This is a genomic window from Pedobacter frigiditerrae (genome assembly GCF_032678705.1).
GTDB lineage: Bacteria > Bacteroidota > Bacteroidia > Sphingobacteriales > Sphingobacteriaceae > Pedobacter > Pedobacter frigiditerrae_A.
The window spans coordinates 682,112-708,136 of sequence record NZ_JAVTSS010000001.1 but is presented as its reverse complement, the minus strand read 5'-3'; the positions used below and the strand labels follow the sequence as shown (position 1 = coordinate 708,136).

Genomic DNA, 26,025 nt, shown 5'->3' with positions numbered 1-26,025 from the left:
TTTTATTTGTTACCTATTCACAAACATTTTATTTTTACAGAAATACATCTTCCATTTCACATCTTACCTCTTAAATATTATGAAACTCTACACCATAAACACCGGTTTTTTTAAATTAGATGGAGGTGCCATGTTTGGCGTTGTCCCAAAGTCTATTTGGCAAAAAAGCAATCCAGCAGATGCAAATAATTTATGTTCATGGGCCATGCGTTGTTTATTGATTGAAGATGGAAGTAGGTTAATAATTGTGGACAATGGCTTAGGAAACAAACAAGATGAAAAATTTTTCAGTCATTATTATTTGCATGGCGATGATACTTTGGATAAATCTTTAGCTTCACACGGTTTTCATAGAGACCAGATAACAGATGTTTTCTTAACACATTTACATTTCGATCACTGTGGCGGTTCAATTGAAAGGTATGGCGACCAACTTCGCCCTGCGTTTAAAAATGCTATTTATTGGACCAACCAACAGCATTGGGATTGGGCAGTAAACCCAAATGCAAGGGAGAAAGCTTCATTTTTAAAAGAGAACATTCTTCCAATTCAAGAAAGTGGCCAATTAAGATTTATCCCTTCGCAAAACGGTGTTGTTTTTCACGAGGACATTAAAATCCGCTTTGCGTATGGGCATACCGATGCAATGATGTTACCTCAACTTAACTATAAGGATAAAACCATACTTTATATGGCCGACCTACTTCCTTCTGTTGGTCATATTCCTTTGCCTTATGTAATGGCTTATGATATGTTCCCATTGCAAACTTTAAAAGAGAAGAAGGATATTTTAGAAGAGGCAGCTGCAAATGAGTACATTTTGTATCTAGAGCACGATCCAATAAACGAATGTTGCACTGTACAACAAACTGAAAAGGGAATTAAATTAAAGGATACTTTTTCTCTTTCGAATATTTAATAAATATATAACGATTTATAGATCAATATTTTATAAGTATAAATATTACGATTTGACCGTCGCATCACCGTCAGTCCTATGTCGATTGACCGTCGAAAAGCCTGTTTCGACGGGGAACCGACGGTATACCTAGCCTATACCGACGGCGAAAGAGTCTTTAAACCTTGTTATCCATCAGCGAATCTTATATTATCTGACATTTAAAAAACATTGTAAGCTAAACTTTTTTTCAAGAAAAGCGTTTAATAAATAATGGCTAAAATTTTACTCTTTCTTCTTATTGGATGTTTTTTGTTCAGTTGCAATTCCGACGAATATAGTCCAAACCAAGTTTTTAACAGAAGTACAGCTACTGCTGTAAATTCAAAAGAAATCGCCTTGTTGCCGCAAAAACCTGCAGGGTCTATAATTAGGATCGCCGTATCTGGAGACACACAAAGGAGCTATCAGGAATCTCAATTATTTGTTGATCAAATTAATGCCAGAAATGACATCGACTTTGTTATTTTAAATGGTGATATCTCTGACTTTGGATTGTTATTAGAGTTTGATGGCATTTTTAAAATTTATGATGGTTTAAAAGTTCCATTTATAAGTGTTATCGGCAACCATGATTTAGTGGCCAATGGCAGAGCAGTTTACGAAAGAATGTTTGGCCCATTAAATTTTACTTTCAATTATGCTGGCATTAAATTTATTTGCCACGATACAAATGGAAGAGAGTACAACTTTAATGGCTCGACGCCAAATATGACTTGGCTAAATGCTAACTTAAAGTTGGATGCAGGCATTACAAATCTTGTTGCATTTTCTCACGTCCCTCCCACAGATGGAGATTTTGACCCAAAATTGGTTAACCCTTATCAAGATCTATTTAACCAAACCCCAGGATTAATTGCTTCTATTCATTCTCATAGACATGGCAAACTAGAAACTTATTATAAAAATGGGACTGGCATACCATTTATCATTACAAATGCCATTGTTAAAAGAGCTTACACAATTGTAGAAATAAAAAATGGTCAAATTAATGCTCAAGAAATCAATTTTTAGCTTTCTTATCTTATTACTTACTTCTACTCAATTACTTGCCCAAAAGTCCTTTTTAGAGCGATTAAAACCTGATGAGACCAATTTTCAATACGCTGGAAGTATTGGTTTTTTAAGCGCAGGTGCCGGATATCATTTTTTTAAGGAAAAAACAGCCTTAAGTTTTCATATTGGCTATGTGCCCGAAAGCTTGGGAGGAGAACTAACAATTTTCGCTGTGAAATTTCAATATAAGCCGTTCACCATTAAGTTAAATGATAAATTTATCATTCATCCTTTCAATCCGGTTATATTTCCCTCATATACATTAGGGCAAAACTTCGATTTTAAATTTGAGAAACCCAAATATCGAGAAGGGTATTATTTTTGGTCATCAGCTTTACGTTTACATCTAGGTGCTGGCTCTGAACTTAAAATGTTTACCAACCCAACATCAAAAATTAAAGCTATAAGTCTTTATGCTGAAGCCAATACAAATGATTTATACGCCATAAGTTGGTTCCAAAACAGAACAAGCACTCCATTCTATGAGATATTTAAATTAGGCTATGGTGTAAAGATGTATTTTTAGATATGTTGATGGACTATGGACGTTAATAGTCCATGGTCTATGAGCCATCGACCATAAGCCTCTTCGCTAAATAGCCAACACCCTAAATTCTAAGATATCACCAGGCTGACAATCTAAAGCTCTACAAATAGCTTCTAATGTCTCTAACCTTACTGCTTTTGCTTTTCCTGTTTTAAGGATGGATAAATTTGACATTGTAATTCCTACCCTGTCACTCAATTCAGTAAGTGACATTTTCCGCTTGGCGAGCATTACATCAAGATTTACGATGATGGGCATTGAGATGTGAATATTGAGATGTGAGACAAAGTTTAAACTTAAATTGTTAAAGCCTGTTCTTGTTTTAATAAAATTGCCTGTTTTAAAACTTGAGCAAGTAAAATTACAATTATTCCAACACCTATGTTCCCATAATCTACCTCAACAGAAAAATTTAAATTCAAACCAATATAATTATACGTCTTTTCACTAATAGTTGATGTGGTACTTAAACTTGCAGCAGATATAATTTCCGAATTAATGAAGCTTATCATAAAAGCAATTACCTCACGTATAATAAGTAAAAAACCCAAAAAAGAAACCAGTTTAAAACTTCGAGCTTCAAAAATATCCTTATCCATATATCTATTAGTTAATTTTATGAATAATAGGCAAAACAAAGCTGTAAAAATCAAATCCATTTGGGATGAAATTAACCAAAAGAAATTATGAAAATTATGATTTGATCTAACTCTAACAAGAACATTATTAGCAATAATTCTATTCTCTACTTTAATGTCAGGACTACTCCCAAATGTTATGAATTTATTTGCTGTTTGTTCATTTAATGAATCTTTACTAAAATCTTTATCATAAACATATCTATTATATTTATAAGTGTTCACTGTTCCATTTTTATAATTAGAAATAGTATCAGGAATACTTAAGTCTAAGGCTGCCTTTAAAGAATATCCAGGTATTTCATCCCCAAACTTAAATGCACCTATTTTATAAGAAGGCTTGTCGTTAATTATAAAAATTAGGATGTTAATTGATATCCCGATTAAAGAACCTAAAAACCCAAACTGTAGAAAGAGTTTTATCATTCTTGCTAAGAAAAAGTACTTTACTTGTTTCATATAATTATATCGTTAATTCATTTTCTTGTTGTAAGCTTTGGCCCTTTTTTATAAACAGAGGAATTAATTGTACTAGGAATATACTTAACAACACGTTCGCATAGCTGAAGTACTTTATTGGTAAAGTCAATTTATTATCTGTAATTTGTTCGAGAATCCATCGGGATATTGATAAATTTACTACGGTCATTATAGCAGGATATAAAACGAGTAAAAAAATCATTTGTTTAACACCATTAATGGTTTCATTGGAGTAAATGGTGTCTTCCTTCATTTTCTTAATGGTAAAAAATAATATGGTGTTTATTATCAACATAAAGAACAAATCATAAAAACTAATAATTGCTTTATCATTGCATAAGTTAATCAATAACGCTTCGCTGAGATTATTTATCTTCCATCTAACCTCACCATCATATCCAGTTACAAAATCATTCCCATTAATATTTACTTTAGAATACGTTTTTCCTACACCATACTTAAGTCTTGCATTAATTAACACATGCTTGTCAACTGTCCTATAGCATAAAAGGAGGTTTATAAAAAAATATGCAATTATGAGCGCAAAAATCAATAATGGAATACGTTTAATTTGTTTAAGTGATGGTCCTTTTCTCATATTTAACTGATTTATATTATCTCAAATAAACTTGTAAATTTTGAACGATATTCAATCTATTAAGCCAATTCAAATTGTCAGCTAAACCTATAATATTTACAAGTAAATAATTAATTTACATCACAAACATAAAACAAATAATATTAATAATCAAAATATAATTATTGAATTACAATAAATAAACTACTTAAATCAATAAAATCTGACAACTTATCGCAAATTGAGTTTGGAATGGTTTTTGCTGTTAAGTATTTGTTAAAAAATGTGACATAAAGCACAAGATTTACAGCATTTTATCTGTCAGTTTTGTTAAGAAATACATATTTTTGCAAACCGAATTATTTGGAGTACTAAAACACATAAATGAGACAACTCAAAATTACCCAATCCATCACCAATCGCGAAAGTCAATCATTAGACAAATACTTACACGAGATTGGAAAAGTAGATTTAATTACCGCAGAAGAAGAAGTAATATTAGCCCGCAAAATACGTGAAGGCGACCAAGCAGCTTTAGAACGCTTAACTAAAACCAACTTACGTTTCGTTGTATCTGTTGCTAAACAGTACCAAAATCAAGGTCTAACATTAGGCGATTTAATTAATGAAGGTAACCTAGGCTTAATCAAGGCTGCTAAACGTTTTGATGAAACTAAAGGTTTTAAATTCATTTCTTATGCAGTTTGGTGGATTCGTCAGTCAATTTTGCAAGCAATTGCAGAGCAAAGCCGTATTGTACGTTTACCATTAAATCAAGTTGGTTCATTAAGTAAAATCAGTAAAGCTTTCTCAAAATTAGAGCAAGAATACGAGCGTGAACCATCTCCAGAAGAATTGGCAGATATTTTAGAAACAACTGTTGATAAAATTTCTGACACTTTAAGCAACTCTGGTCGTCACGTATCTATGGATGCTCCATTTGTACAGGGTGAAGAAAATACTTTGTTAGATGTACTTGAAAACCACGAGCCAAACACAGATAGTAACTTAATTAACGAATCTCTTTCTGAAGAGATTAAACGTTCATTATCTACTTTAACGGAACGTGAAAGAGAAATCATCGTTTTGTTCTTTGGCTTAAGTACTAATCACCCATTATCTCTTGAAGAAATCGGTGAGAAATTTAACTTAACTCGTGAACGTGTTCGTCAAATTAAAGACAAAGCATTACAACGTTTACGTCATACCTCACGTAGTAAAATCCTGAAATCTTATCTAGGATAATCATTAAATAACAAGTTACTTAGTGTGCATTTAACACACGTTACGGCACATTTTTATATCGAAATAAAGTAAAAAAGATTGGGTACTCACCCGATCTTTTTTACTTTTGTGCCAATTCTAACCAAATTAATTTTCTTGTATGTTAAACAATTATCAATCAGAGTTTCAAAACTGGATTGAAAAAGAAAAAAAAGCGCTTGAGCTCATCAGCGTAGTCGGACAATTATGGTTCGATCGTTCTATCGAACTTGTTCTTTTTCGTAAACCCTTATTCGATGTAGGTAGTAGTGAAATATTAGCACATCACCAATATGCTAAAGAAGTAAGCGGAAAAGACATTTCCATTTACGAAACGCTAGAACTCGCTGCTACCATTGCAAAATGTAGCCTTGCACCTTCTCGCATAGATGTGGGCAGATTGGCAGCCGAATGGCTTGATGAAAGTAATACACATTCTTCAATGCACAATTTCATTATCAGCAAATTGGGCAAACACATCGGTAAGGACAAAATTAGTCTTAAGCCCAAAGATGTAGTTTTATATGGCTTTGGCCGTATAGGGAGAATTGCAGCTCGCGAACTGATTGTACAAGCAGGCAAAGGCGAACAACTTCGTTTAAGAGCAATTGTGACCAGAACCTATAGCGATGAGGAACTGATAAAAAGAGCCGAGCTTTTAAGAACAGACTCTATACACGGGCCTTTTAATGGCACAATTGTAGAAGATTTTGAGAACAAAGCATTGATTATTAATGGACAAACCATTTACATCATTGTGGCTAAAAATCCAGAGGATGCAGATTATAGTGCATACGGAATTGAAGATGCTTTGTTAATAGATAATACTGGTGTTTTTAGAGATAGAGAAGGTTTAAGTAGGCATTTAAGCGCAAGCGGGATTAGTAAGGTTTTATTAACTGCTCCAGCTAAGGGTGATATCCCGAATATAGTTACGGGCATTAACGATGCGGATTTTGATTATAATACAGAAACTATTTTCTCTAACGCTTCTTGTACAACCAATGCAATCATACCAGTTTTAAAGGTGATAGATTCTACTTTTGGCATAGAAAAAGGACATATAGAAACCGTTCACTCTTATACCAACGACCAAAACTTATTAGATAACTACCATAAAAAATACAGGAGAGGTCGCTCGGCAGCACTAAACTTAGTAATTACCGAAACTGGTGCAGATAAAGCGGTAGCAAAGGTAATTCCTCATTTGGCAGGTAAATTAACTGGTAATGCCGTTCGCGTACCTACACCAAATGTTTCATTAGCTATTTTAAATTTATCATTAGATAAAGTGACTTCAAAAGAAGAAGTTGCAGCAGTTTTAAAAGAAGCATCCTTATTTGGCGATTTATCTGAGCAATTAGAATATTCAATCTCAAATGAATTGGTAAGCAGCGATTTAATTGGCAATAGTCACGCTTCAATAATTGATGGACCAGCAACAATCATTGCTCAAGACAATAAATCAGTAATTTTATATGCTTGGTATGACAATGAATATGGTTATACCAGACAAGTAATTCGCTTGGCTAAAAAATTAGCTGGTGTGGTAAGGTTAACTTATTATTAATTAGGTGGGGAAATAGGGAAAAGGGAATGGGAATAAGTAAGTCACTTTGGTTTTACTCCATCTACTTCCTCTTTTCTAACTTTTCAAATTCCCTATTTTCTATTCCCTATTTTCAATTCCCCATTCCCTATTTTCTATTTTCTATTTCCTAATCTCCCTAACAAGGTATACTTTTACTAGATAAATAAGCCTTATGAAACTTCCTATTTATCAAGCCGATGCCTTTACCGACCAACTTTTTGGAGGTAATCCTGCAGCAATCGTCCCATTAAAAGAGTGGTTATCTGCTCCAGAAATGCAAAAAATAGCATCAGAAAACAATTTAGCGGAAACTGCCTTTTTCATTCCTCAAGGAGAAAACTTCGAATTACGCTGGTTTACACCAGAACTAGAGATTGATTTATGTGGTCACGCAACCTTAGCAACAGCCCATATTCTTTTTACCGAACTAGGCTATTCAAAGGATACAATTCATTTCCACACCTTAAAAGCTGGCACCTTAACCGTTACAAAAAAAGAAGATATATACACTTTAAATTTCCCTTCAAGAGTACCTCATATTTGTGAAATGCCCAATGGTTTATTAGAAGCAATTGGAGGAAAACCACCTATTGAAGTTTTAAATTCTAGAGATTATATGTTGGTTTATGAAACCGAAGCCGATGTTTTAGCGTTAAAGCCAGATTTTACAGCTTTGGCAAAAATAAGTCAGATGGGTGTAATTGCAACGGCAAAAGGCAACAATAGCGATTTTGTATCAAGATTTTTTATTCCTGCTGCAGGGATTAACGAAGACCCAGTTACAGGTTCTGCACATTGCAACCTCATCCCTTACTGGGCACAAAAACTAGGAAAAAACGAATTACACGCTTATCAGGTTTCGGCAAGAAGAGGCGAATTGTGGTGCGAACTTAAAGGAGATAGAGTTCTAATGACTGGCAAAGCGGTAACCTATCTAAAAGGAGAAATTTATATTTAACTAAGTTATTGTCATTCTGAGGAATGAAGAATCTCATTTATTAAATCAGAAGCAATTAACCAAGTTATAAGTCTTTATATTAAAAATAACATTTAGAAAAACAGTGTCAGCGCATTTAGCTTCTGTAGTCCTGCCATACGTTTCAATCCTTTTTACACTTCGACTACGCTCAGGGTGACAAAGGATTTTCACTTCTGTCAGGTTTAATTAACTCAGTTTTGTTTTTCATAGCAAGGTTGCTGGGAGCAAAACCTACATAGTTGCACAAGCCTTGCTTCCTAAACTGGATTGAAGCGAAAATCCTTTTGCCAACGTTGACTTGTACCGATTTTATATCGGTAGCGTAGTCGAAACGCAAAAGATTGTAACAAAAAGCCAGACAAACATTAATTTATAACAGAAATTTGCTTTTCAAAAAAAGCCATTAAGTTTTTACATTGGTTAATTGCCGAATATCTAACAATATATCTACCTTTATTTCAGAAACAAAATCCTATCAAATGAATAAATTATTTCTGATTCCATTAGCGTTATTAATGAGCTGTGGCACAGTAAAAACTACTCCAGATACCACAAAAACTAGCGAGCAATTATTAAAAGATGTAGAAACACTCTCTTCAGATGCTTACGAAGGTCGTAAAACAGGCACAAAAGGTGCTGAATTAGCTAGAACCTACTTGACAGGCAGATTAGTTGAGATTGGATTAAAACCATACCCTGGTCAAGCAAGCTATGAACAGGCTTTTGAAATTAAAGGAAGAAATGGGGCAGCAGCCATACAAGGCAAAAATCTTATAGCATACATACCAGGCAAAACTGATAATATAATTGTTATTTCTGCCCATTACGACCACGTTGGTGTTAAAAATAACGAGGTTTTTAATGGCGCTGATGATAATGCTTCGGGCGTTGCGGGCTTATTACAGTTTGCTAAATACTTCTCGAAGAATAAACCAAATAACACCTTAATTTTCGCCATTTTTGATGGAGAAGAGATGGGTTTACAAGGTGCAAAAGCATTTGTTGCAAATCCTCCGGTAGCTTTAGAAAAAATTATGCTTAACATTAATATGGATATGATAAGCCATAATGACAAGCAAGAATTATATGCAGCGGGAACTTTTAAATACCCTCAATTAAAAAAGTATTTGGTTACTACAAATCCAAATTTAAAAATGTTATTAGGGCATGACGACCCGAAATTAGGAAGTGATGATTGGACAAACCAGAGTGATCAAGGTGCTTTTAATGCCAAGAATATTCCTTTCATTTATTTCGGCGTTGAAGACCATAAGGATTACCACAAAGCAACAGATGAATTTAAAAACATTAACAAAACATTTTTTATAGATGCAGCCAATGCAATACAAGAAGTGATTGTAAGTATTGATAAACAAAGAGATATTCAAGCCATCTTTAAGGAAAACTTGCAGATGAAGAAACAGTAAAAAGAAAAGCCTCAATTGAGGCTTTTCTTTTTTTATTAGTATTCTATATCAATAACACATTTTATAGGAATGTGAATATTGTTTTTTAACTGTATATATTTTTCTGTAACTGCCCAAACTGTTGTGTAAACTTTCTTTGCGCCTTCTTTTGTATTAAAGGTAATTGTTGCTTTCGCTTTAAATTCATTACCCAGTCTTTGGGCAGAGGCTAACCTTGTAATTGCTTCTTCTGAAAGGTTTGTTTCGGCAGGTATTATTTGAGTAACATCTATGGTTTCTTTTTCTATTAATTCGGCGTTCATGATCATTCTTATTTTGTTTAAACAAGTTAATTGTTTTCTGTTAATACAACAAAAATGCCAATACTTGTTTTCTCAAAAATTTGTAAAATAAATGTTAATTATAAATAAGAAGGCCGCTAATTGCGGCCTTTAGATTATTGTTTAATTTTATGTTTGGTATCTATCATACCTTTAAACTCATGATCGCTAAGATCTGTATTAATTACAGCAGATGAAGGACTGGCCAACTCTTTTTGCTTAGCAGTCATAGTTCTAGCTTGGCTAGTAACAGTTACTCCTGGTGCAATTAAGCCCAAAGCTATTTTCAAATAATTATCATTAGGGTTTCCAAAATCGTACATTATTGTACCTGAAGGAACTTCTGGAGCTCTATTTGCAAGATCAGGAACAAGACCATCATAATAACCTCCTTGTCCTAATGAATTTTTTGTTTCAAATAACGAATAATAAACATCGTACTTATTTTCTATGGTTATAGGAAAGAAACCTACTGGCTTACCGTAGGTTGTTAAGCCCACTAATTGAACAGTCATATGAGGTTTTAAGCTATTAATAACCAGCTCGCTTGCTGAAGCCGTGCTGCCTGAAACTATGAATATCACATTTTTAACATTTGTTAATGAACCTTTTTTAGCAAAAATTTCTGTATTTCCAGCAATAGAATAATCTACATCCGCATAAGTTATTATCTTACCATTTCTATACTGAAGTTTATCATTTTCGTCTAATAAGGGCTGATTAGCTAAAATTGTCGCACTTCCACCTTGCATTGTTGCATTGTAATATTCGGTAAACATTGTTCCAGTTGCGGTAGATGGTGCTATTAAATTGATCAAATGTTGTGCAGTACTCACATAACCACCGCCGTTGTACCTTAAATCTATAATTAAGTCTGTAACTCCACCAGCAACAAAAGAAGTAAATGCAGCCTCTAACTCTGCAATAGAGTTTTCGGCATTAGAAAACCTAGCATAAGCTAAATAACCCACTTTTTTTGAACCAGCAGTTAAAATTTTGGTTTTATAAATTGGACTGCTTTTAAACAAACTTTTTAATAACGTTACAGAGAAACTTGTACCATCATTTTTTAAGCCTTCAAGGGAAATGGTTGTTCCGGCTAATGCGGTATTTAAAAAATTTAGGTTGGTAGAAAAATTAGACCCAACTGTTACGCCATTAATTTTTGTAATTAGATTACCTCGAACCAATCCCGCTTTTTCAGCTGGAGAATTCTGATAAACAGCGGTTACATAAGTCGTAAAACTTGCATCGGTTCCATAAAAGCCAAACCTAATCCCTAAATCATTTCCATTCCCTTCCAAATCTACCGATGCAGTTGTTTTTAAACTTGCAGTGGCATTTTTATTTGCTTTATCAAAAATGTAAGAATATTTAGAAGAAGTGCCTCCTGTTTTATATTCATATGGATTAGAATACTTTGTGATCTCAAATAATTCTTGCTCGTAGTTACTTAGCTCAGTTGAATTTGAGGTGTATTTCCTTGGATTAAAAACCTCATAAGTAGGCAATTTATCGTTCCATAAATAAATCTGCTTCGCATATAAAAAGATAGAATCTTTAGATAACTCGGCTCTAGTTGCCGTAACTACTGGGGGAACAACAACAGGTGGTGTTGGAGTAGGCGACACTTTTGTCTTTTTACAAGCAGCAAGTGTAAATATTACAATCGCCAATAAGGCAAATATTTTGTTTATTTTCATTGGTATGTTTTATAGAATACTAATTAACGGAAAAAAAATCACAATAGTTTTGCAACTGATAGAAATTCCACGCCAATTTTAGCTGCGAAAACCCTATCTAACTCTGATACGCCTAGAATTAAAATGTCATTTAACTCAACTTTATTCTCTTTCAAGATAAAATCGATACTTTTTGAAGATGGTTTAGGTGCAAACTCTTCTGTAAAATATACTTTTAAATATTTTTCTAAACCGTGCCATTCTGTTTGTTTTATCTTATTGATTTGTTGTAATGGGTCTCCATCAACCAACAAAAAAATAGCCTTTCTTTCCACCACAATTTCTTGTAAAAAAGAAAGCATCTGCTGAAACAATAACAACTTTAATGGTAGCCTTGCATTTTGATGCAATAAATCAAAATTAGCCTTATACTTAGCAGGAATATTGAACTTTGTAGCTGTTTTTTCAAAGATCCCTTCACTCCCATTAGCTGCAAACTCCGCCTGCATAAATTCAATTATTTTGGTAGCATCAAGTTGTTCTGAGTAAGCCATAAATTCAGAAAACAGATAATACACTTGTAATAAGTAATCTTTTTCTGGATAGAGCACATTATCTAAACCTAAAACAATTGCTTTTTTGTTTTTAATATATTCTTCAAAGGCCATTAAACAGTAATTAAATTACAAACTAGATTTTCATCTTCGTGATTAAAATAGAATACGCCATTTAGCTGTTCGGCGTTGCCATTAGCGATAATTGATTCATCAGCATTAGTTATAAAAACAACCTCACCATTTTTAAAAACAGCCCAATCATTTGCTTTATGGCCATTTAAATACCGACCCAAATCATCTGCCTTTGGCAACAATACTTCAATGTTAAACTCATTAAATAAAATCTCAGCTTTTGCTACTGCTTCAATTTCAAAATTATGGAGAGGTAGAATAACATCTATACCTTCATCCAAGCAGTTATTTAACAATGTATGAGCTATGGTATCTTCATTTTTTACACCGAGTGTTTTGAAATGATAATTTGTTGATGAGAAAGAAGGCACATCGCCATAGTCTGCTAGGATAACGTTATAGGCTTTAAAAGCTTTTAGCAGCTTTAACGCGGTTGATGAATTTCCGCCAGTAATTAATATTTTCAAATTTAAATAATTGTTGGAATGAACTAATGACACCAATGAACTAGTGATACCAATGAACTAATGAAACAAATGAACTAATGAACATTTAAACAACCAAACCATCTTTCATTGTTACTACCCTATCGCTTATTGTAGCTAAATCTTCATTATGGGTTACTATAACAAATGTTTGTTTAAAATTATCCCGTAGGTTAACAAATAATTGATGTAATGCCTTGGCGTTAGCCGAATCAAGGTTACCAGAAGGTTCATCGGCCAAAATAATTGCAGGATTGTTAATTAATGCCCTTGCAACAGCAATCCTTTGCTGCTCGCCACCAGAAAGTTGATTGGGTTTATGGTCTGCCCTTTCTCTTAAGCCTAATAAATCTAACAATTCAAAGGCTCTTATCTCAGCTTCCTTTTTACTCTTTTTCGCAATAAATGCCGGAATGCAAATATTTTCAAGGGCTGTAAACTCTGGCAATAAATGATGGAATTGAAAGATAAACCCAATATTTTGATTCCTGAACACACTCAATAAGTCTCCAGAAAGTTTATTTACTTTTGTTCCTTTTAACTCTACTACGCCGTCATCTGGTTTATCTAAACTACCTAATATATGCAGCAAAGTACTTTTACCAGCTCCAGATGCACCCACAATACTTACTATTTCTCCTTTGGCAACTTCTATATCTACCCCTTTTAAAATAGGTAAACTCCCGTAAGCTTTTTTAATTCCCGTGGCTTTTAGCATTTGGTAAAGTTAAGAAAAATTGGTTAATGGCTAATAGTCCATAGTCAATGAACCATCAACTATTGACTTAATATTTCTAAAAACATTTGGATATATTAATTTCTTCCATAACTTTGAAGCACAAAGTGCTTTAATATGAATAATCAAGAAGAACAATTGAATGCATTGAGCGACATTAGAAAAATGATGGACCGCTCTTCTAGATTTATTTCTTTAAGTGGGTTATCTGGTGTTTTTGCTGGAATAACTGGCTTAGTTGGCGCTTATTTTGCACATTTAGAATTAAAAAAATATGCTGATGGCACTTATGGTTTTGGTGCAGATGGAGAAGCTGACATTGAAGCTAATCTGATAAAAATTGCCATCGGTGTTTTATTTGTTGCTTTAGCAGGTGGCTTTCTGTTTACCCTTCGCCAGACCAAGAAAAACAATCTTCCATTTTGGGACAAAACTTCAAGAGCTCTATTAGTTAATTTAGCAATTCCTCTAATTGCAGGTGCATTTTTCATACTTGCCTTATTATTTAACACTACTGGAGGTGCTGCATTAGTGGCGCCCACTTGTTTAGTTTTTTATGGCTTAGCTTTAATCAACGCAAGTAAATATACCTATACTGATATTCGTTTTTTAGGTATTTGCGAGGTTATGCTGGGCATAATTGCTTTGTTTAACATTGGTTACGGACTTTACTTTTGGGCTTTTGGATTTGGTATTTTGCATATTATCTATGGCTTTATCATGTATTTTAAATACGAAAGGAAAAAGTAATGGTAAATCCAATCGGTGCACTTAATAAAATATTTGATAGCAGAATAAGGCTTGGCGTGATGTCAATCTTAGTTGTGAACGATGCTGTAAGTTTTAACGAATTAAAACAAATGTTAGAACTAACTGATGGCAACCTTGCCTCCCATTTAAATACTTTAGAACAAGCAGAATATATTAAAGTTCAAAAGGCTTTTATTGGTCGCAAAACTAACACTACTTATTTAATTACAGAACTTGGCAAACAAGCTTTTAAAGCACATCTAGATGCTTTAGAAAAAATGATAAAAGGAATTTAATTTTTTTTTAATCTTATACTTTGAATTTCAAAGTGCTTTTTAAAATATATAAATGGAAAATCAAGAAAACAATTCAATTATTAAATTAGCAATATTTTGCTTTAAATATTCGCTCATTATCGGCACAATATTTTTCTTGTCTTTTTGCATCACAAGATATGGAATGATTGCATTTTATGGCCTCATATATACCTGCGCAGCAACCGTTATAAATCTAATAGTATTGTTGATACTACTCTTCACACTCAATTCCAATTCAGAAAATCGATTACAAGCATTTAAATCTATTGGGTTATTACTAGTAAATATCCCTATTGCTTTCCTCTATTTCTGGATCATTCTTTCCCTTAATTTTTAATCAATCAACTTAAAAAATGAAAAAACAATTCGACTTACAACTCATTGCCGTATTTGGCGGTGGTTTACTTTTCAACTTCCTATTTTGGATGGAGCGTTTAGCTTTGAACCTCCTACTCTACTCCTTATTTATCTTTATTGTTTTATTTGTCGACAAAGCAACACCAAAAAGCAAGATAATGTTTTTTGCTGCTGGCTCACATCTATTGGCAGCATTGCTAGTGGTTTATAATCAATCAGACTTAACCATAATTTCTTATTATTTCAGCTTATGCATATTTATTGGCTTTGTACACATGCAGCAGTTGAGAAGTATTTTCACCGCTTTGCTTGCTGCATTCTTACAGTTATTTACTGGTCCAATTAATTTGGTTAAAAAATTAATAAGTGTAAAAGTTGGCAGCTTTTCCTTGAAACCAATTTTAAGACCCATCAAGTACATCATCATTCCAATTATTGTACTTATATTCTTTAGCATATTATATAGTATTGCAAATCCTGTTTTTGCTAAATATCTAGAGCTCATTTCTACTAACATTGGCAATTTTATAAGCAGCATCTTTACTTTCATTTTCGGCGACTTAAGTGTATTAAGATTCATGCATATCGTTCTAGGCATTTTGTTCACTGCAGGAATCATCATCAAGTTTAAAGATGATGGCTTAGAAAAAGCTGAATTAACCTTAGAAGAGAAAATGATTCGCAAGAAGAGAAACGCTAAAAAATTCTCTTTCGGCTATGAGTTAACGGCAATATTTGCTGGCAAATTGATGAAGAAAAACATGGCGCTTAAAACCGAAAACATCATAGGGATTATTTCTTTTGCAGCCTTAAATCTTTTAATCTTATCTCTAAATATTATTGATGTTTCTACACTCTGGCTAGGCAATGCCTCAAGTATACAAACAGTGAATTACTCTGCAGAGTTACACGAAGGAACCAATGCTTTAATCATGAGCATAGTATTGGCAATGCTTGTTATTATCTATTTTTTCAGCGGAAACCTTAACTTTTTTAGCAGAAATAAAACCATAAGGATATTAGCTTATGTCTGGATTTTTCAAAATGCATTTTTAGTCTCATCTGTATTATTAAGAGATTACAACTATGTAGCTATGCATGGTTTAACTTATAAAAGGATTGGTGTTTTAGTTTTCCTAATTCTTTGCACCATTGGCTTAATCACAGTTTATATTAAAGTTGCTCAGCAAAAAACATTGTTTTTTCTTTTTAAAACAAATGGTTTTGTTTGGTATTGTTTATTGTTGGTTGCAGGTTTTGTAAACTGGGATGTTTTTATAGTTAATTACAATATCAACAATCGGAATAACATCGCCTTAGATTTAGACCATTTGTTGGATATGTCTGATAAAACTTTGCCATTATTAGATAAAAACAGAGAATTGCTAAAAAAATATGTCTCAAAATCTAGCTATGCAAATAGATACGTTTACACAGAAGTAGATACAGATACAACTGCGATAGCTCAAGTAAAAACGCCTATAGATACCGCAAAGCTAAATTTGGAAAACAAAATAAGGCAAATGAAGGCTTTTGATGATGACCTCGACGAAAGAATTGAACAATTCAATAAACAATACCTAAAAACTTCTTGGCTCTCTTGGAATTACAGGGATTGGCAAACAAGGGAATACTGTACAAAAAGTTCACAAGTAAGCTACAACAACCCTAATTAACCTTCATTATGCACAGTTCGATATACTGGGTAAATTATTTTGCCCTAAATCTCAAAAACAAAAGAATTGATTGGAGCATCAAACCGACTTTAACATCAACAGAAAGACATTCAATTCTGCAATCTTTGCAAGCGTGGCAATTGGGTGAAACTTCTGAAGGAGTCAATTTAGTAAACGCTGCTAACAAACATGCAAAAAAACTTAACGACCCAGATTACACCGCCGCGATTAAGTTATTCATAAAGGAAGAGCAAAAACACGGAAATAACCTAGGAAGATATATTGATTTAATTGGCGAAAAACGGATAAAAAAAGACTGGGGAGATAGCTTATTTAGAAGAGCTAGAGGTCTAAACACCCACATGGAGTTCTGGACTATTGCTGTGATAACAGTAGAAAGTGCTGCTCAACTATTTTATCAATGTCTAAAAGATGCTACAGGTTGTAAATTATTGAAGCAAATTTGCAAGGACATCCTTATAGATGAAGCAGCGCATATTACTTTTCAAACAGAAAGGTTAAGCTTGCTTTATAACGATAAAAGCGCACTGATGAGGTTCTTCACTTATCATTTTTATACTGCTTTTTACTATTCGACCATTTTGGTTGTTTGGTTTGCTCACAGAAGACTGTTTAAAGCTGGACATCTTGACTTCAATAATTATTGGAGAAAGATGAAGTTAAAGTTTCAAAAAACAATTAAAAAGTTGAAACCTGACAAATCACATTCTAAACACTATCAAATTACCGCTGATAAAAAGGCGTTAATTAATCATTAGAAAAGCAAAGACAATGAAACGATTAGCTTCAGTCGGGCTCTTCGTTTCAATCTTTTTGTCCTTCGACTACGCTCAGGATGACAAAAAGTATTTCCACTACTATCCCGTTTATTTAACCAAAGCTTTTGCTACTATTTAGGGTTGCAGGGCAGTAAACCTGCATTACTTACACAGAATCTGCTTTCTAAACCCGGTTGTAGCGGACAAGAAGCTGAGGAACGAGGCAAGTAAAGCGAAAGACGGGGCTGTCTTTAAAAAGAATGCTGTCCCTGCTTTTCTAATAAATGGAAGCATATTTTATCAAGAAATTTTGTGTGTTTAACTAATATGCTAAATACTTTCATTTTTAATGAATTTAGGCTTTGTATAAAGGTTTTGAAATTGTAGATTTGAGCAAATTTTTGAGCAAATGAACCCGCTGCCAATAAAATATCTATTTTAATGGCTTAGGCTCCATCTGACAGATAAAAACATAACTACAAACAGATGAATATCCACGAATACCAAGGTAAACAAATTTTAAAGAGTTTTGGCGTTGCTGTACAAGAAGGTATAGTTGCTGATACTGTTGAGCAAGCTGTAGAAGCGGCTAAAAAAATGAAAACTGACTATAACTCTGACTGGGTTGTGATTAAAGCACAAATTCATGCAGGTGGTAGAGGAAAAGGCGGAGGCGTTAAGCTAGCTAAAAACTTGGATGAGGTTAAACAAAGAGCTACTGATATTTTAGGTATGCAATTGGTTACGCCACAAACTGGTCCTGAAGGTAAAAAAGTTAACAAAATTTTAGTTGCTCAGGATGTTTATTATCCAGGTGCTTCTGAAACTAAGGAATTTTACGTTTCTGTTTTATTGAACCGTGCTAACGGAACAAATATTATTATGTACAGTACTGAAGGTGGTATGGACATTGAAGAAGTTGCAGAACATACTCCTCACTTGATTTTCAAAGAAGAAATTGACCCTAAAGTTGGTTTACAAGGTTTCCAAGCTCGTAAAATTGCTTTTAACTTAGGTTTAACTGGAGCCGCTCATAAAGAAATGGTAAAATTTGTTGCTGCGCTTTATAAAGCTTATGACGCTACAGATTCAGCTATGTTTGAGATCAATCCGGTTTTAAAAACAAGCGATGATAAAATTATAGCTGTTGATGCTAAGGTTGATTTAGATGAGAACGCTTTATTCCGTCACCCAGATTATGCAGCAATGCGTGATAAATTGGAAGAAGACCCAACTGATGTAGAAGCTAGCGAAAGCAACTTGAACTATGTTAAATTAGATGGTAACGTTGGCTGTATGGTTAATGGAGCTGGTTTAGCAATGGCTACAATGGATATTATTAAAATTGCTGGTGGTGAGCCTGCTAACTTCTTAGACGTTGGTGGAACTGCAAATGCAACTACAGTTAAAGCTGGTTTTAACATCATCTTAAAAGACCCTAACGTAAAAGCAATCTTCATTAATATTTTTGGTGGTATTGTTCGTTGTGATAGAGTTGCGCAAGGTGTTATTGATGCTTATAAAGAAATTGGAAATGTTCCAGTTCCTATTATTTGTCGTTTGCAAGGAACTAACGCTGCAGAAGCTAAAAAACTAATTGACGATTCTGGCTTGAAAGTTTTCTCTGCAATTCAATTAAAAGAAGCTGCTGACTTAGTTACTCAAGTATTAGCTAGTTAGAAAGCTTACTTCCGCAAGTCGGAAAGATATAATTTAAAAGACCAGCCGTAAAACGAGCTGGTTTTTTTTTGGTTTAAAAATTACGATTAAGAAATTAAGTTAAATAAAGAACGCCGCCTCTCTTAACTTCTTAATGTTTCAAAAAATAAAAATGTAGTAAATAACAAAGACCAGTCGTGTTAACGAGCTGGTCTTCTATAGTTTGGTTGGTTGTTTAGTTCTATCTATAATTCTGTTCACTCCTATTTAGAGAGTTTTTAACTTGGTTTAGCTTAAATGAAAAAGCTCTGGCCATCCAACCAGAGCTTTAATCAAACCAAATATAAATGTACTTTTTTGTATGAACACAACAAATATAGAGATTTTTTTCACAAAAAACCGATTAAAAAGAAAAATATTTTAATTTTTTTGATAAAAAATAAAATAATTAGTCTAAAATTCTATAAATCAATCATTTTTACGTTAAAAATGACTTAAAAAAATATACAAAATAGATATAAACTTAAATATCTATTAATTTTAAATGGTTATTTTAACATTTTATGATTTTAAAAAGTAATTTTTACGATTTTTTATATAAAAAATTTGAAAAACACCTAAATATTTTATTAAAACAGAAAATATCACAAAATTTAACTTCAACCAAAAGTTCATTCTATTAAGTTATATTTGATACCTCAAACAAATTCTATTGATGAACAATTCTCAGATTCCTAATTCATTAATTCCAGACAATGATGCACAGCGAATTAATAAGCTACACTCCTACGATATATTAGATACCCCTGAAGAAGATACATTTGATAAGATAGCCATACTAGCTGCCCAAATTTTTAACACACCCATCGCACAAGTAACTTTCGTAGACGAAGAACGAGTATTCTTTAAAACCAATATAAGCCCATTACAGGCAACACAAATAAACAGGAAAGACAGTTTTTGCTCTATTGCTATACTGAATAGCGATGTAACTTTGTTTGAGAATATGCTTGATGTACCTGAACTGGCAGACAATCCTTTTGTGCTAATGGAAAATGGCGTTAGGTTTTATGCTGGCGCACCTTTAAAAACCCCAGAAGGGCTTCATTTAGGCACTGTGTGCGTACTAGACGTAGAACCTAAGGAAGTAACAGCACAACAACTAGAGATGTTAGAAACACTATCTTCTATAGCAATGGACGAGCTTGAGCTAAGGCTTGCCACAAGAAAGGCAATAAGAACTCAAACAGATATGATGAACAGAATTGTTCATGATCTTAAAAATCCAAACACCACCATATCACTTTCCGCTGAGTTAATTAAGAAAAAGGCAGATGACCCGAAAATTGTTGCTGATTTTGCAGACAGGATTAAAAGGGCAGCAACTAGTGTTTTAAGTAGTTTAAATAACTTATTAGATTTATCACAAAGTGAAAATGCAAGTTTCAGGTTAAATTCTCAAGAAATAGATGTTTCCCAAATATTAGAAACAGTTAAAAAGAATTTTGAATTAATCGCTTCTCAAAAAGAACAAAATATAGAAATATCTTGTAATTGCTCTACTGTAATTTTAGCAGACGAAATAAGACTACAAGAAGCTTTCGAAAATTTATTAAGCAACGCCTTAAAATATGCTTATCCAAATACTACCATTTTTATTAATGTAAGCACAATAGACAATCAAATCATTGTTGAATTTAAAGACCAAGGGCAAGGATTATTAGAAGAAGATAAGAATAAACTATTTACAAAATTTGCCAGGTTAAGCGCCATACCAACAGGAAAAGAACATTCTAATGGCCTAGGCTTATCAATTGTTAAAATGCTAGTGGAGCTACACCATGGAAAAGTTTGGGCAGAAAGCGATGGAAAAGATAAAGGTGCTTCTTTTTTTATTGCACTGCCGGTACACTAACTAGCTCAAAAGACAAGAAGAAAGCAGAGCCCTTCTGTGCCGTACTCTCGAACCATATTTCTCCATTCTGCAAATCCGTAAACTCTTTGCAAAGTAACAAGCCTAATCCAATGCCTCTTTCGTTATTGGTTCCGAAGGTAGAAGAAGCTTTTAACTTGAATAAGTTAGTTTGCTGAGCCTCATCTATACCTAAACCATTGTCTTGAATGGTAATTAAACAATTACCAATTCTTTTAACAACCGAAATTTTAACTTCTCCGCCTTTTGGAGTAAACTTAATTGCATTGTTAACTAAATTTCTAACAACCAACTGAAACATATTGTGGTCTGCAGTGATTATTATATCTTCATCAGAATTGATGGAAAGTGCAACTCCTTTTTTTTCTGCAATAGTTTTTTCAACGTTTAGCCCATTAATTAATGAATCTAAAACATTTAAGGGCTTTAAATCAGTATTTGTGCCTTCCATTTGGGTCTTAGACCAAGAAAGCACATTTGTTAACATATCCGATGTATCTTTTGTAATTTGAAGCAATTTCTTTTTGAGCATCTGTCGCTCATCTGCCTCCAAGTCTACTTCTGTGAGCAATTCTAAATAACTCTGAATAGAATTAAGCGGCATCCTTATATCATGGGTAACAATAGAAAAGAGCTTATCCTTTTGAGAATTGAGTAATTCTAATTCTTGTTTTTGTGCTAAAATCCTTAAACTTTGTTCTGCAATGGCTTCACTTTTATCTAGAACAGATGAGCGCTCATAGTTGTAATTTTTTCTGATATAACTAATTGAAAAATAAGTTATAATAACAACTACTAAATAAGTAATGGCAAAATCTATAACCTTACTTAATCCATCATTATAAGTATATTCTATTAAACTAGGATTAAAATATTCTACTATTAAAATAGATAAGACTAAAATAATATTAATTGGCACCCATATCTTAAACTCCTTTTTTGGAATGATAGCAATAACCAATAAAAAAGCTAAAGAAAACAGCAGTAGGTTTGGACCAAAAATACCAGAATTAAAAAAATAATTTATAGTGAATGTTAGATTACAAATAATGGCAAACGCCTTAATACATAGACTTGACTTTCTCCTAAAACGAGAAAAATAAAACATTGTCGCCGATGCAAATACTCCGAAAAGACAAAGTGCAGCGGGAACCATTAACCCAATATAGAAGTTAAATGGCACCTCGAAACACATCGTTACAAATGCAATGATGCAAAAAGTATTAAATATCCGTTCTTCTAAAGAAAATGATTTGGGATGACCTATAAGGTTTTTACTTTTTAAGAAATTTTGGAGCGATAACACGATTAAAAATAAGGATTTGGGATAAACAAACTTAACGATATTAAACTATAAAGAAAATAGCAACTTTAGAAAACTTAGCTTAAACAAATAAGGAATTTTAGGTTTAAATCCTTATTTTTGACGCCCTTATAGAGCATAGCGTAATGATAAAGAGAGAAAAAATTAAAGACTTGCTGAATTCTACAGCATTTGATACAGAAGTTAAAGTAATGGGTTGGGTTAGAACTTTCCGCAACAACCAATTTATAGCATTGAATGATGGTTCATGCATGGGTAATATTCAAATAGTTGTTGATTTTACCAATACACCTGAGGAATTATTAAAAAGAATTACAACTGGTGCTGCCATTTCTGTTGAAGGAACTTTAGTTGAATCTTTAGGTAAAGGTCAAAAAGTTGATGTTAAAGCAAAATCTATCGAAATTTTGGGCGATAGCAATGCTGATGAATATCCTTTACAACCTAAAAAGCACAGCCTAGAATTTTTAAGAGAGAAAGCGCATTTGCGTTTCCGCACCAATACTTTTAATGCTGTTTTCAAGGTTCGTCACGCTCTGGCATTTGCCATACACCAGTTTTACAACGAACGTGGTTTTGTATATATGCACACGCCTGTGATTACCGCTAGTGATGCAGAAGGCGCAGGAGAAATGTTTAAGGTAACTACTTTAGACTTCGACAAAACTCCTCGTACTGATGATGGAAAAGTAGACTTCTCTGAAGACTTTTTCGGAAAAGCAACCAATTTAACTGTTTCTGGTCAGTTAGAAGGCGAATTAGCCGCTATGGCTTTTGGACAGATTTACACTTTCGGACCAACTTTTAGGGCTGAGAATTCTAATACAACTCGCCACTTGGCTGAGTTTTGGATGATTGAGCCTGAAGTTGCATTTGCAGATTTAGAAAACAATATGCAATTGGCGGAAGATATGATGAAATATGTAATCGGTTATGCTTTAGAAAACTGCAAAGACGAAATTGCTTTTTTAAATGACCGTTTATTAGAAGAAGAAAAAACCAAACCGCAGCAAGAAAGAAGTGAGCTGTCATTGATTGAAAAACTTGATTTTTGTTTAGCAAATGAATTTGAGCGTTTAACTTATACTGAAGCCATTCAGATTTTAAAACACTCTAAACCTAATCAGAAAAAGCAGTTTAAATACTTAATTGATGAGTGGGGAGCTGATTTACAATCTGAACACGAACGTTATTTAGTAGAGAAACACTTCAAAAAACCAGTTATTTTAACTGACTACCCTAAAGACATCAAATCGTTTTACATGAGAATGAATGATGATGGAAAGACGGTTGCCGCAATGGATATCCTATTCCCAGGTATTGGCGAAATGATTGGTGGTTCGCAACGTGAAGAACGCATGGATATGTTGACTAAACGAATGGAAGAAATGCACATTCCGCAAGAAGAACTTTGGTGGTATTTAGATACACGCAGATTTGGCTCTGCCCCTCATGCTGGATTTGGTTTAGGTTTTGAACGTTTAGTTCTCTTCGTAACCGGAATGACTAACATTAGAGACGTAATTGCTTTCCCAAGATTTCCAAAAAGCGCTGAGTTTTAGGAGAGTGGGAAAGACTGAAAGTCCGAAAGTCGGGAAGATATAGTTATATAAAAAAGTCGCTTAGCAGAAATGTTAAGCGACTTTTTTTTAAATAAGGTGTGTCAATGCGAGCCTCTGTTTTTCACAGGGCGAAGCCTGCCTACCTCAGGCAGAAAATCTGCTAGTGTGATGGGATTTTTGTCAAGGCTTTTGAAACGAAAGTCAGCATTCTATCGCAAATGTAGCCCTGCTTTCCACTTTACTTCGGGTAACCGCAAGGGTTACCCCTACGTGTTCGTTCCAATCAGGTTTAATTAACAAAGTTAGTAGTTCTTGGCATCTGCTAGGAGCAAACCTAAATAGTAGCACAGTCCTTGCATTTTAAACCCGATAGCAGTGAACATATTTTTTAATTGTCATCCTGAGCTTGTCGAAGGACAATTAAAAAGATTGTAACGGATAGCGGGACTAACTTTAATAATTGTAGTTATTGGCTTTTCTAAAAATGTTGCTATGTCCTTCGATACTTCGACAAGCTCAGTACAGGCTGTAGCGCTCGAGGATGACATATAATAAGCTTTGACAAAGTAATTACAACACGTCTAGAACTTTGTCAAAGCTGCTAATTATTAGAACTTGCTGTTTGATAATCGATTGCTGAAACTTTGTAATCTGTTGGGGCAAAACTAGCCGAAGTACTTAGCGCCATTCCCAATTCGTGCTGCGAAGGATAAGGCGTTTGAACCAAACTACCCTCTGGAATATAAGGGAAGGTTTCCATATAAGATTGCATTACATTTTGTCCGATCCTACGATTAATATAAGCCCTAGTTAATTGATAAGGGTGACGCAAACCCGCAGCACCTAATAATTCTACTGCACTTTGTACCGTTAATCTATGGAAATTAAATACACGAACAGTTTTATCTTCCACTACTAAACCTTTCATTAAGCTTTCATCTTGTGTTGCCACACCAGTTGGGCAAGTATTGCTATTACATTCTAAAGCTTGGATGCAACCTAAGGCAAACATCATTCCGCGGGCAGAATTACACAAATCGGCACCAAGAGCAATGTTTTTAACTAAATCGAATCCTGATGAAATTTTACCTGAAGCGATAATTTTAATGTGCTTTTTTAAGTCGAAACCACTTAAAATATCATAAACAAAAGCAACACCTTCTCTCAATGGCATACCTACAGCATTAGAAAATTCTTGTGGCGCAGCACCAGTACCACCTTCTCCCCCATCAACAGTGATAAAATCAACGTAAATTCCAGTTTCTACCATAGCTTTGCAGATGGCAAAAAACTCAGTTCTTCTGCCAATACAAAGTTTAAATCCAACAGGTTTGCCGCCAGACAATTCTCTAAGTTGTTTTACAAAAGCCATCATTTCTAATGGCGTAGAAAAAGCTGAATGTGCAGGAGGTGAATTCACATCGAATCCTTCTTTTACTAGACGTATCCTTGCAACTTCTGGTGTTACTTTTTTAGCTGGCAACATACCACCGTGACCAGGTTTTGCACCTTGAGATAATTTAATCTCAATCATTTTTACATTCTCTACCTTGGACCTTTCTGCAAAGGCATCAGGATTAAATGTGCCATCTTGATTTCTGCAACCAAAATATCCAGTACCTATTTGCCAAATTAGATCGCCCCCAGGTCCTGCGTGATAATCGCTTATACCGCCTTCGCCTGTATTATGTGCAAAACCACCCATTTTTGCACCACCATTTAAAGCTAGGATGGCATTCTTGCTCAATGAACCAAAACTCATTGCCGAAATGTTATAAATACTGGCAGAATAAGGTTGCTTGCAATCTGGACCACCAACCATTACCCTTGGGTTAACATCTAATTCGTGGTGACTAATTGCTGCAATGCTATGGCTTAACCATTCGTAACCATTTTCATAAACATCTAGCTGCGTACCAAACGGAATGGTATCGTTATCTTTTTTAGCACGCTGATATATTAACGACCTGTTTAATCTACTAAATGGCTTCCCATTGGTATCGCTCTCTACAAAGTACTGATAAACCTTTGGCCTCAACTCTTCCATAAAATAACGAAGTCGGCCAAAAACTGGGTAATTTCTTACAATGCTATGTTTAGGCTGATATAAATCATACAGACCAAGTAAAACGAAAGGTCCCGTAAAAATAAACGACCACCATAAAAAGGGATGATATAAACCTAACATAATTGTTAAGGCAACTAAAAACGCGGCAATGGCAACAAATGCTTTTCTCATA

24 protein-coding genes are annotated in these 26,025 nt (G+C 33.9%); 14 read left to right on the top strand and 10 right to left on the bottom strand.

Annotation, left to right across the window (positions count from 1 at the left end; translation table 11 throughout):
* Positions 1–79: 79 nt before the first annotated feature.
* The 3 genes from R2Q59_RS03055 (at position 80) to R2Q59_RS03045 (ending at position 2,540) form a co-directional block, all read left to right on the top strand.
* Positions 80–919, top strand: coding sequence for an MBL fold metallo-hydrolase (locus R2Q59_RS03055; RefSeq protein WP_316783563.1), 840 nt, complete (start codon positions 80–82; stop codon positions 917–919).
* Positions 920–1,171: 252 nt separating this feature from the next.
* The gene (locus R2Q59_RS03050; protein ID WP_316765586.1) at positions 1,172–1,972 is read left to right on the top strand and encodes a metallophosphoesterase family protein; all 801 of its coding nucleotides are present in this window, start codon (positions 1,172–1,174) and stop codon (positions 1,970–1,972) included.
* Complete coding sequence (locus tag R2Q59_RS03045) at positions 1,950–2,540, top strand: hypothetical protein (RefSeq protein ID WP_316783561.1); 591 nt, start codon at positions 1,950–1,952, stop codon at positions 2,538–2,540. The genes R2Q59_RS03050 and R2Q59_RS03045 overlap by 23 nt, the downstream gene beginning before the upstream one ends.
* A 66-nt stretch (positions 2,541–2,606) precedes the next feature.
* Here R2Q59_RS03045 and R2Q59_RS03040 read toward each other — a convergent pair whose 3' ends face one another.
* Genes R2Q59_RS03040 through R2Q59_RS03030 form a run of 3 tightly spaced genes read right to left on the bottom strand, consistent with a single transcriptional unit; the run spans position 2,607 to position 4,277 of the window.
* Entirely contained in the window at positions 2,607–2,819 is a 213-nt protein-coding gene (locus R2Q59_RS03040) for a helix-turn-helix domain-containing protein (protein WP_131552808.1), read from the bottom strand.
* Between the two features lie 38 nt (positions 2,820–2,857).
* Complete coding sequence (locus R2Q59_RS03035) at positions 2,858–3,658, bottom strand: DUF2975 domain-containing protein (RefSeq protein ID WP_316783558.1); 801 nt, start codon at positions 3,656–3,658, stop codon at positions 2,858–2,860.
* A 4-nt stretch (positions 3,659–3,662) separates the two neighbouring features.
* Complete coding sequence (locus R2Q59_RS03030; protein ID WP_316783556.1) at positions 3,663–4,277, bottom strand: hypothetical protein; 615 nt, start codon at positions 4,275–4,277, stop codon at positions 3,663–3,665.
* A 363-nt stretch (positions 4,278–4,640) separates the two neighbouring features.
* Here R2Q59_RS03030 and R2Q59_RS03025 point away from each other — a divergent pair, with 363 nt between their 5' ends.
* The 4 genes from R2Q59_RS03025 (at position 4,641) to R2Q59_RS03010 (ending at position 9,516) form a co-directional block, all read left to right on the top strand.
* A complete protein-coding gene (locus R2Q59_RS03025) occupies positions 4,641–5,501 on the top strand; it encodes an RNA polymerase sigma factor RpoD/SigA (protein ID WP_055130013.1) in 861 nt (286 codons plus the stop codon).
* A 139-nt stretch (positions 5,502–5,640) separates the two neighbouring features.
* Positions 5,641–7,089: a glyceraldehyde-3-phosphate dehydrogenase gene (locus R2Q59_RS03020; RefSeq protein ID WP_316765578.1), complete on the top strand. Its 1,449-nt coding sequence runs from the start codon at positions 5,641–5,643 to the stop codon at positions 7,087–7,089.
* A gap of 193 nt (positions 7,090–7,282) precedes the next feature.
* Positions 7,283–8,068, top strand: a complete 786-nt coding sequence (locus R2Q59_RS03015; RefSeq protein WP_316783551.1) for a PhzF family phenazine biosynthesis protein — start codon at positions 7,283–7,285, stop codon at positions 8,066–8,068.
* A gap of 500 nt (positions 8,069–8,568) precedes the next feature.
* Positions 8,569–9,516 carry a M28 family peptidase gene (locus R2Q59_RS03010; protein WP_316783549.1) on the top strand — a complete coding sequence of 316 codons (948 nt, stop codon included), beginning with the start codon at positions 8,569–8,571 and terminating at the stop codon, positions 9,514–9,516.
* A gap of 35 nt (positions 9,517–9,551) precedes the next feature.
* On the opposite strand, the gene R2Q59_RS03005 is transcribed toward R2Q59_RS03010, so the two are convergent.
* The 5 genes from R2Q59_RS03005 to R2Q59_RS02985 form a co-directional block, all read right to left on the bottom strand.
* Positions 9,552–9,818 (bottom strand): hypothetical protein, encoded by a 267-nt coding sequence (locus R2Q59_RS03005; RefSeq protein ID WP_316765573.1) that lies wholly within the window; start codon positions 9,816–9,818, stop codon positions 9,552–9,554.
* Between the two features lie 134 nt (positions 9,819–9,952).
* Positions 9,953–11,539 carry a S41 family peptidase gene (locus tag R2Q59_RS03000; protein WP_316783547.1) on the bottom strand — a complete coding sequence of 529 codons (1,587 nt, stop codon included), beginning with the start codon at positions 11,537–11,539 and terminating at the stop codon, positions 9,953–9,955.
* 38 nt (positions 11,540–11,577) lie between these two features.
* On the bottom strand, positions 11,578–12,186 hold the full coding sequence (locus R2Q59_RS02995) for an HAD hydrolase-like protein (protein WP_316765569.1): 609 nt from the start codon (positions 12,184–12,186) through the stop codon (positions 11,578–11,580).
* Positions 12,186–12,674: a hypothetical protein gene (locus R2Q59_RS02990; RefSeq protein WP_316783545.1), complete on the bottom strand. Its 489-nt coding sequence runs from the start codon at positions 12,672–12,674 to the stop codon at positions 12,186–12,188. Before R2Q59_RS02990 ends, R2Q59_RS02995 begins: the two co-directional genes overlap by 1 nt.
* Before the next feature lie 85 nt (positions 12,675–12,759).
* Positions 12,760–13,410, bottom strand: coding sequence for an ABC transporter ATP-binding protein (locus tag R2Q59_RS02985; protein ID WP_316765567.1), 651 nt, complete (start codon positions 13,408–13,410; stop codon positions 12,760–12,762).
* Positions 13,411–13,545: 135 nt separating this feature from the next.
* On the opposite strand from R2Q59_RS02985, the gene R2Q59_RS02980 reads away from it, so the two are divergent.
* From R2Q59_RS02980 to R2Q59_RS02955, 6 genes are all read left to right on the top strand, one after another.
* Complete coding sequence (locus R2Q59_RS02980; RefSeq protein WP_316783544.1) at positions 13,546–14,178, top strand: hypothetical protein; 633 nt, start codon at positions 13,546–13,548, stop codon at positions 14,176–14,178.
* A complete protein-coding gene (locus tag R2Q59_RS02975; protein ID WP_316783543.1) occupies positions 14,178–14,474 on the top strand; it encodes a winged helix-turn-helix domain-containing protein in 297 nt (98 codons plus the stop codon). The genes R2Q59_RS02980 and R2Q59_RS02975 overlap by 1 nt, the downstream gene beginning before the upstream one ends.
* A 374-nt stretch (positions 14,475–14,848) precedes the next feature.
* Positions 14,849–16,528 (top strand): DUF4173 domain-containing protein, encoded by a 1,680-nt coding sequence (locus R2Q59_RS02970; protein WP_316783541.1) that lies wholly within the window; start codon positions 14,849–14,851, stop codon positions 16,526–16,528.
* 8 nt (positions 16,529–16,536) lie between these two features.
* The gene (locus R2Q59_RS02965; RefSeq protein WP_316783539.1) at positions 16,537–17,307 is read left to right on the top strand and encodes a ferritin-like domain-containing protein; all 771 of its coding nucleotides are present in this window, start codon (positions 16,537–16,539) and stop codon (positions 17,305–17,307) included.
* Positions 17,308–17,793: 486 nt separating this feature from the next.
* A complete protein-coding gene (sucC, locus tag R2Q59_RS02960; protein WP_316765562.1) occupies positions 17,794–18,987 on the top strand; it encodes an ADP-forming succinate--CoA ligase subunit beta in 1,194 nt (397 codons plus the stop codon).
* A 694-nt stretch (positions 18,988–19,681) separates the two neighbouring features.
* Positions 19,682–20,881, top strand: coding sequence for a GAF domain-containing sensor histidine kinase (locus R2Q59_RS02955; protein ID WP_316765561.1), 1,200 nt, complete (start codon positions 19,682–19,684; stop codon positions 20,879–20,881).
* On the opposite strand, the gene R2Q59_RS02950 is transcribed toward R2Q59_RS02955, so the two are convergent.
* The gene (locus R2Q59_RS02950; protein WP_316783538.1) at positions 20,859–22,205 is read right to left on the bottom strand and encodes an ATP-binding protein; all 1,347 of its coding nucleotides are present in this window, start codon (positions 22,203–22,205) and stop codon (positions 20,859–20,861) included. The two genes, R2Q59_RS02955 and R2Q59_RS02950, sit on opposite strands and share 23 nt — an antisense overlap.
* A 143-nt stretch (positions 22,206–22,348) precedes the next feature.
* Between R2Q59_RS02950 and asnS the strand changes: the two genes are divergently transcribed.
* Positions 22,349–23,785 (top strand): asparagine--tRNA ligase, encoded by a 1,437-nt coding sequence (gene asnS / locus R2Q59_RS02945; protein ID WP_316783536.1) that lies wholly within the window; start codon positions 22,349–22,351, stop codon positions 23,783–23,785.
* 601 nt (positions 23,786–24,386) lie between these two features.
* Here the strand turns inward: asnS and R2Q59_RS02940 are convergent.
* Complete coding sequence (locus R2Q59_RS02940; protein ID WP_316783534.1) at positions 24,387–26,024, bottom strand: FMN-binding glutamate synthase family protein; 1,638 nt, start codon at positions 26,022–26,024, stop codon at positions 24,387–24,389.
* Position 26,025 lies beyond the last annotated feature (1 nt).

What these genes read in the sequence shown, in the direction of transcription:
- R2Q59_RS03055 (WP_316783563.1), top strand. Translation starts at nt 80, where the DNA reads ATGAAACTCTACACCATAAACACCGGTTTTTTTAAATTAGATGGAGGT.
- R2Q59_RS03050 (WP_316765586.1), top strand. Translation starts at nt 1,172, where the DNA reads ATGGCTAAAATTTTACTCTTTCTTCTTATTGGATGTTTTTTGTTCAGT.
- R2Q59_RS03045 (WP_316783561.1), top strand. Translation starts at nt 1,950, where the DNA reads ATGCTCAAGAAATCAATTTTTAGCTTTCTTATCTTATTACTTACTTCT.
- R2Q59_RS03040 (WP_131552808.1), bottom strand. Translation starts at nt 2,819, where the DNA reads ATGCCCATCATCGTAAATCTTGATGTAATGCTCGCCAAGCGGAAAATG.
- R2Q59_RS03035 (WP_316783558.1), bottom strand. Translation starts at nt 3,658, where the DNA reads ATGAAACAAGTAAAGTACTTTTTCTTAGCAAGAATGATAAAACTCTTT.
- R2Q59_RS03030 (WP_316783556.1), bottom strand. Translation starts at nt 4,277, where the DNA reads ATGAGAAAAGGACCATCACTTAAACAAATTAAACGTATTCCATTATTG.
- R2Q59_RS03025 (WP_055130013.1), top strand. Translation starts at nt 4,641, where the DNA reads ATGAGACAACTCAAAATTACCCAATCCATCACCAATCGCGAAAGTCAA.
- R2Q59_RS03020 (WP_316765578.1), top strand. Translation starts at nt 5,641, where the DNA reads ATGTTAAACAATTATCAATCAGAGTTTCAAAACTGGATTGAAAAAGAA.
- R2Q59_RS03015 (WP_316783551.1), top strand. Translation starts at nt 7,283, where the DNA reads ATGAAACTTCCTATTTATCAAGCCGATGCCTTTACCGACCAACTTTTT.
- R2Q59_RS03010 (WP_316783549.1), top strand. Translation starts at nt 8,569, where the DNA reads ATGAATAAATTATTTCTGATTCCATTAGCGTTATTAATGAGCTGTGGC.
- R2Q59_RS03005 (WP_316765573.1), bottom strand. Translation starts at nt 9,818, where the DNA reads ATGAACGCCGAATTAATAGAAAAAGAAACCATAGATGTTACTCAAATA.
- R2Q59_RS03000 (WP_316783547.1), bottom strand. Translation starts at nt 11,539, where the DNA reads ATGAAAATAAACAAAATATTTGCCTTATTGGCGATTGTAATATTTACA.
- R2Q59_RS02995 (WP_316765569.1), bottom strand. Translation starts at nt 12,186, where the DNA reads ATGGCCTTTGAAGAATATATTAAAAACAAAAAAGCAATTGTTTTAGGT.
- R2Q59_RS02985 (WP_316765567.1), bottom strand. Translation starts at nt 13,410, where the DNA reads ATGCTAAAAGCCACGGGAATTAAAAAAGCTTACGGGAGTTTACCTATT.
- R2Q59_RS02980 (WP_316783544.1), top strand. Translation starts at nt 13,546, where the DNA reads ATGAATAATCAAGAAGAACAATTGAATGCATTGAGCGACATTAGAAAA.
- R2Q59_RS02975 (WP_316783543.1), top strand. Translation starts at nt 14,178, where the DNA reads ATGGTAAATCCAATCGGTGCACTTAATAAAATATTTGATAGCAGAATA.
- R2Q59_RS02970 (WP_316783541.1), top strand. Translation starts at nt 14,849, where the DNA reads ATGAAAAAACAATTCGACTTACAACTCATTGCCGTATTTGGCGGTGGT.
- R2Q59_RS02965 (WP_316783539.1), top strand. Translation starts at nt 16,537, where the DNA reads ATGCACAGTTCGATATACTGGGTAAATTATTTTGCCCTAAATCTCAAA.
- sucC (WP_316765562.1), top strand. Translation starts at nt 17,794, where the DNA reads ATGAATATCCACGAATACCAAGGTAAACAAATTTTAAAGAGTTTTGGC.
- R2Q59_RS02955 (WP_316765561.1), top strand. Translation starts at nt 19,682, where the DNA reads ATGAACAATTCTCAGATTCCTAATTCATTAATTCCAGACAATGATGCA.
- asnS (WP_316783536.1), top strand. Translation starts at nt 22,349, where the DNA reads ATGATAAAGAGAGAAAAAATTAAAGACTTGCTGAATTCTACAGCATTT.
- R2Q59_RS02940 (WP_316783534.1), bottom strand. Translation starts at nt 26,024, where the DNA reads ATGAGAAAAGCATTTGTTGCCATTGCCGCGTTTTTAGTTGCCTTAACA.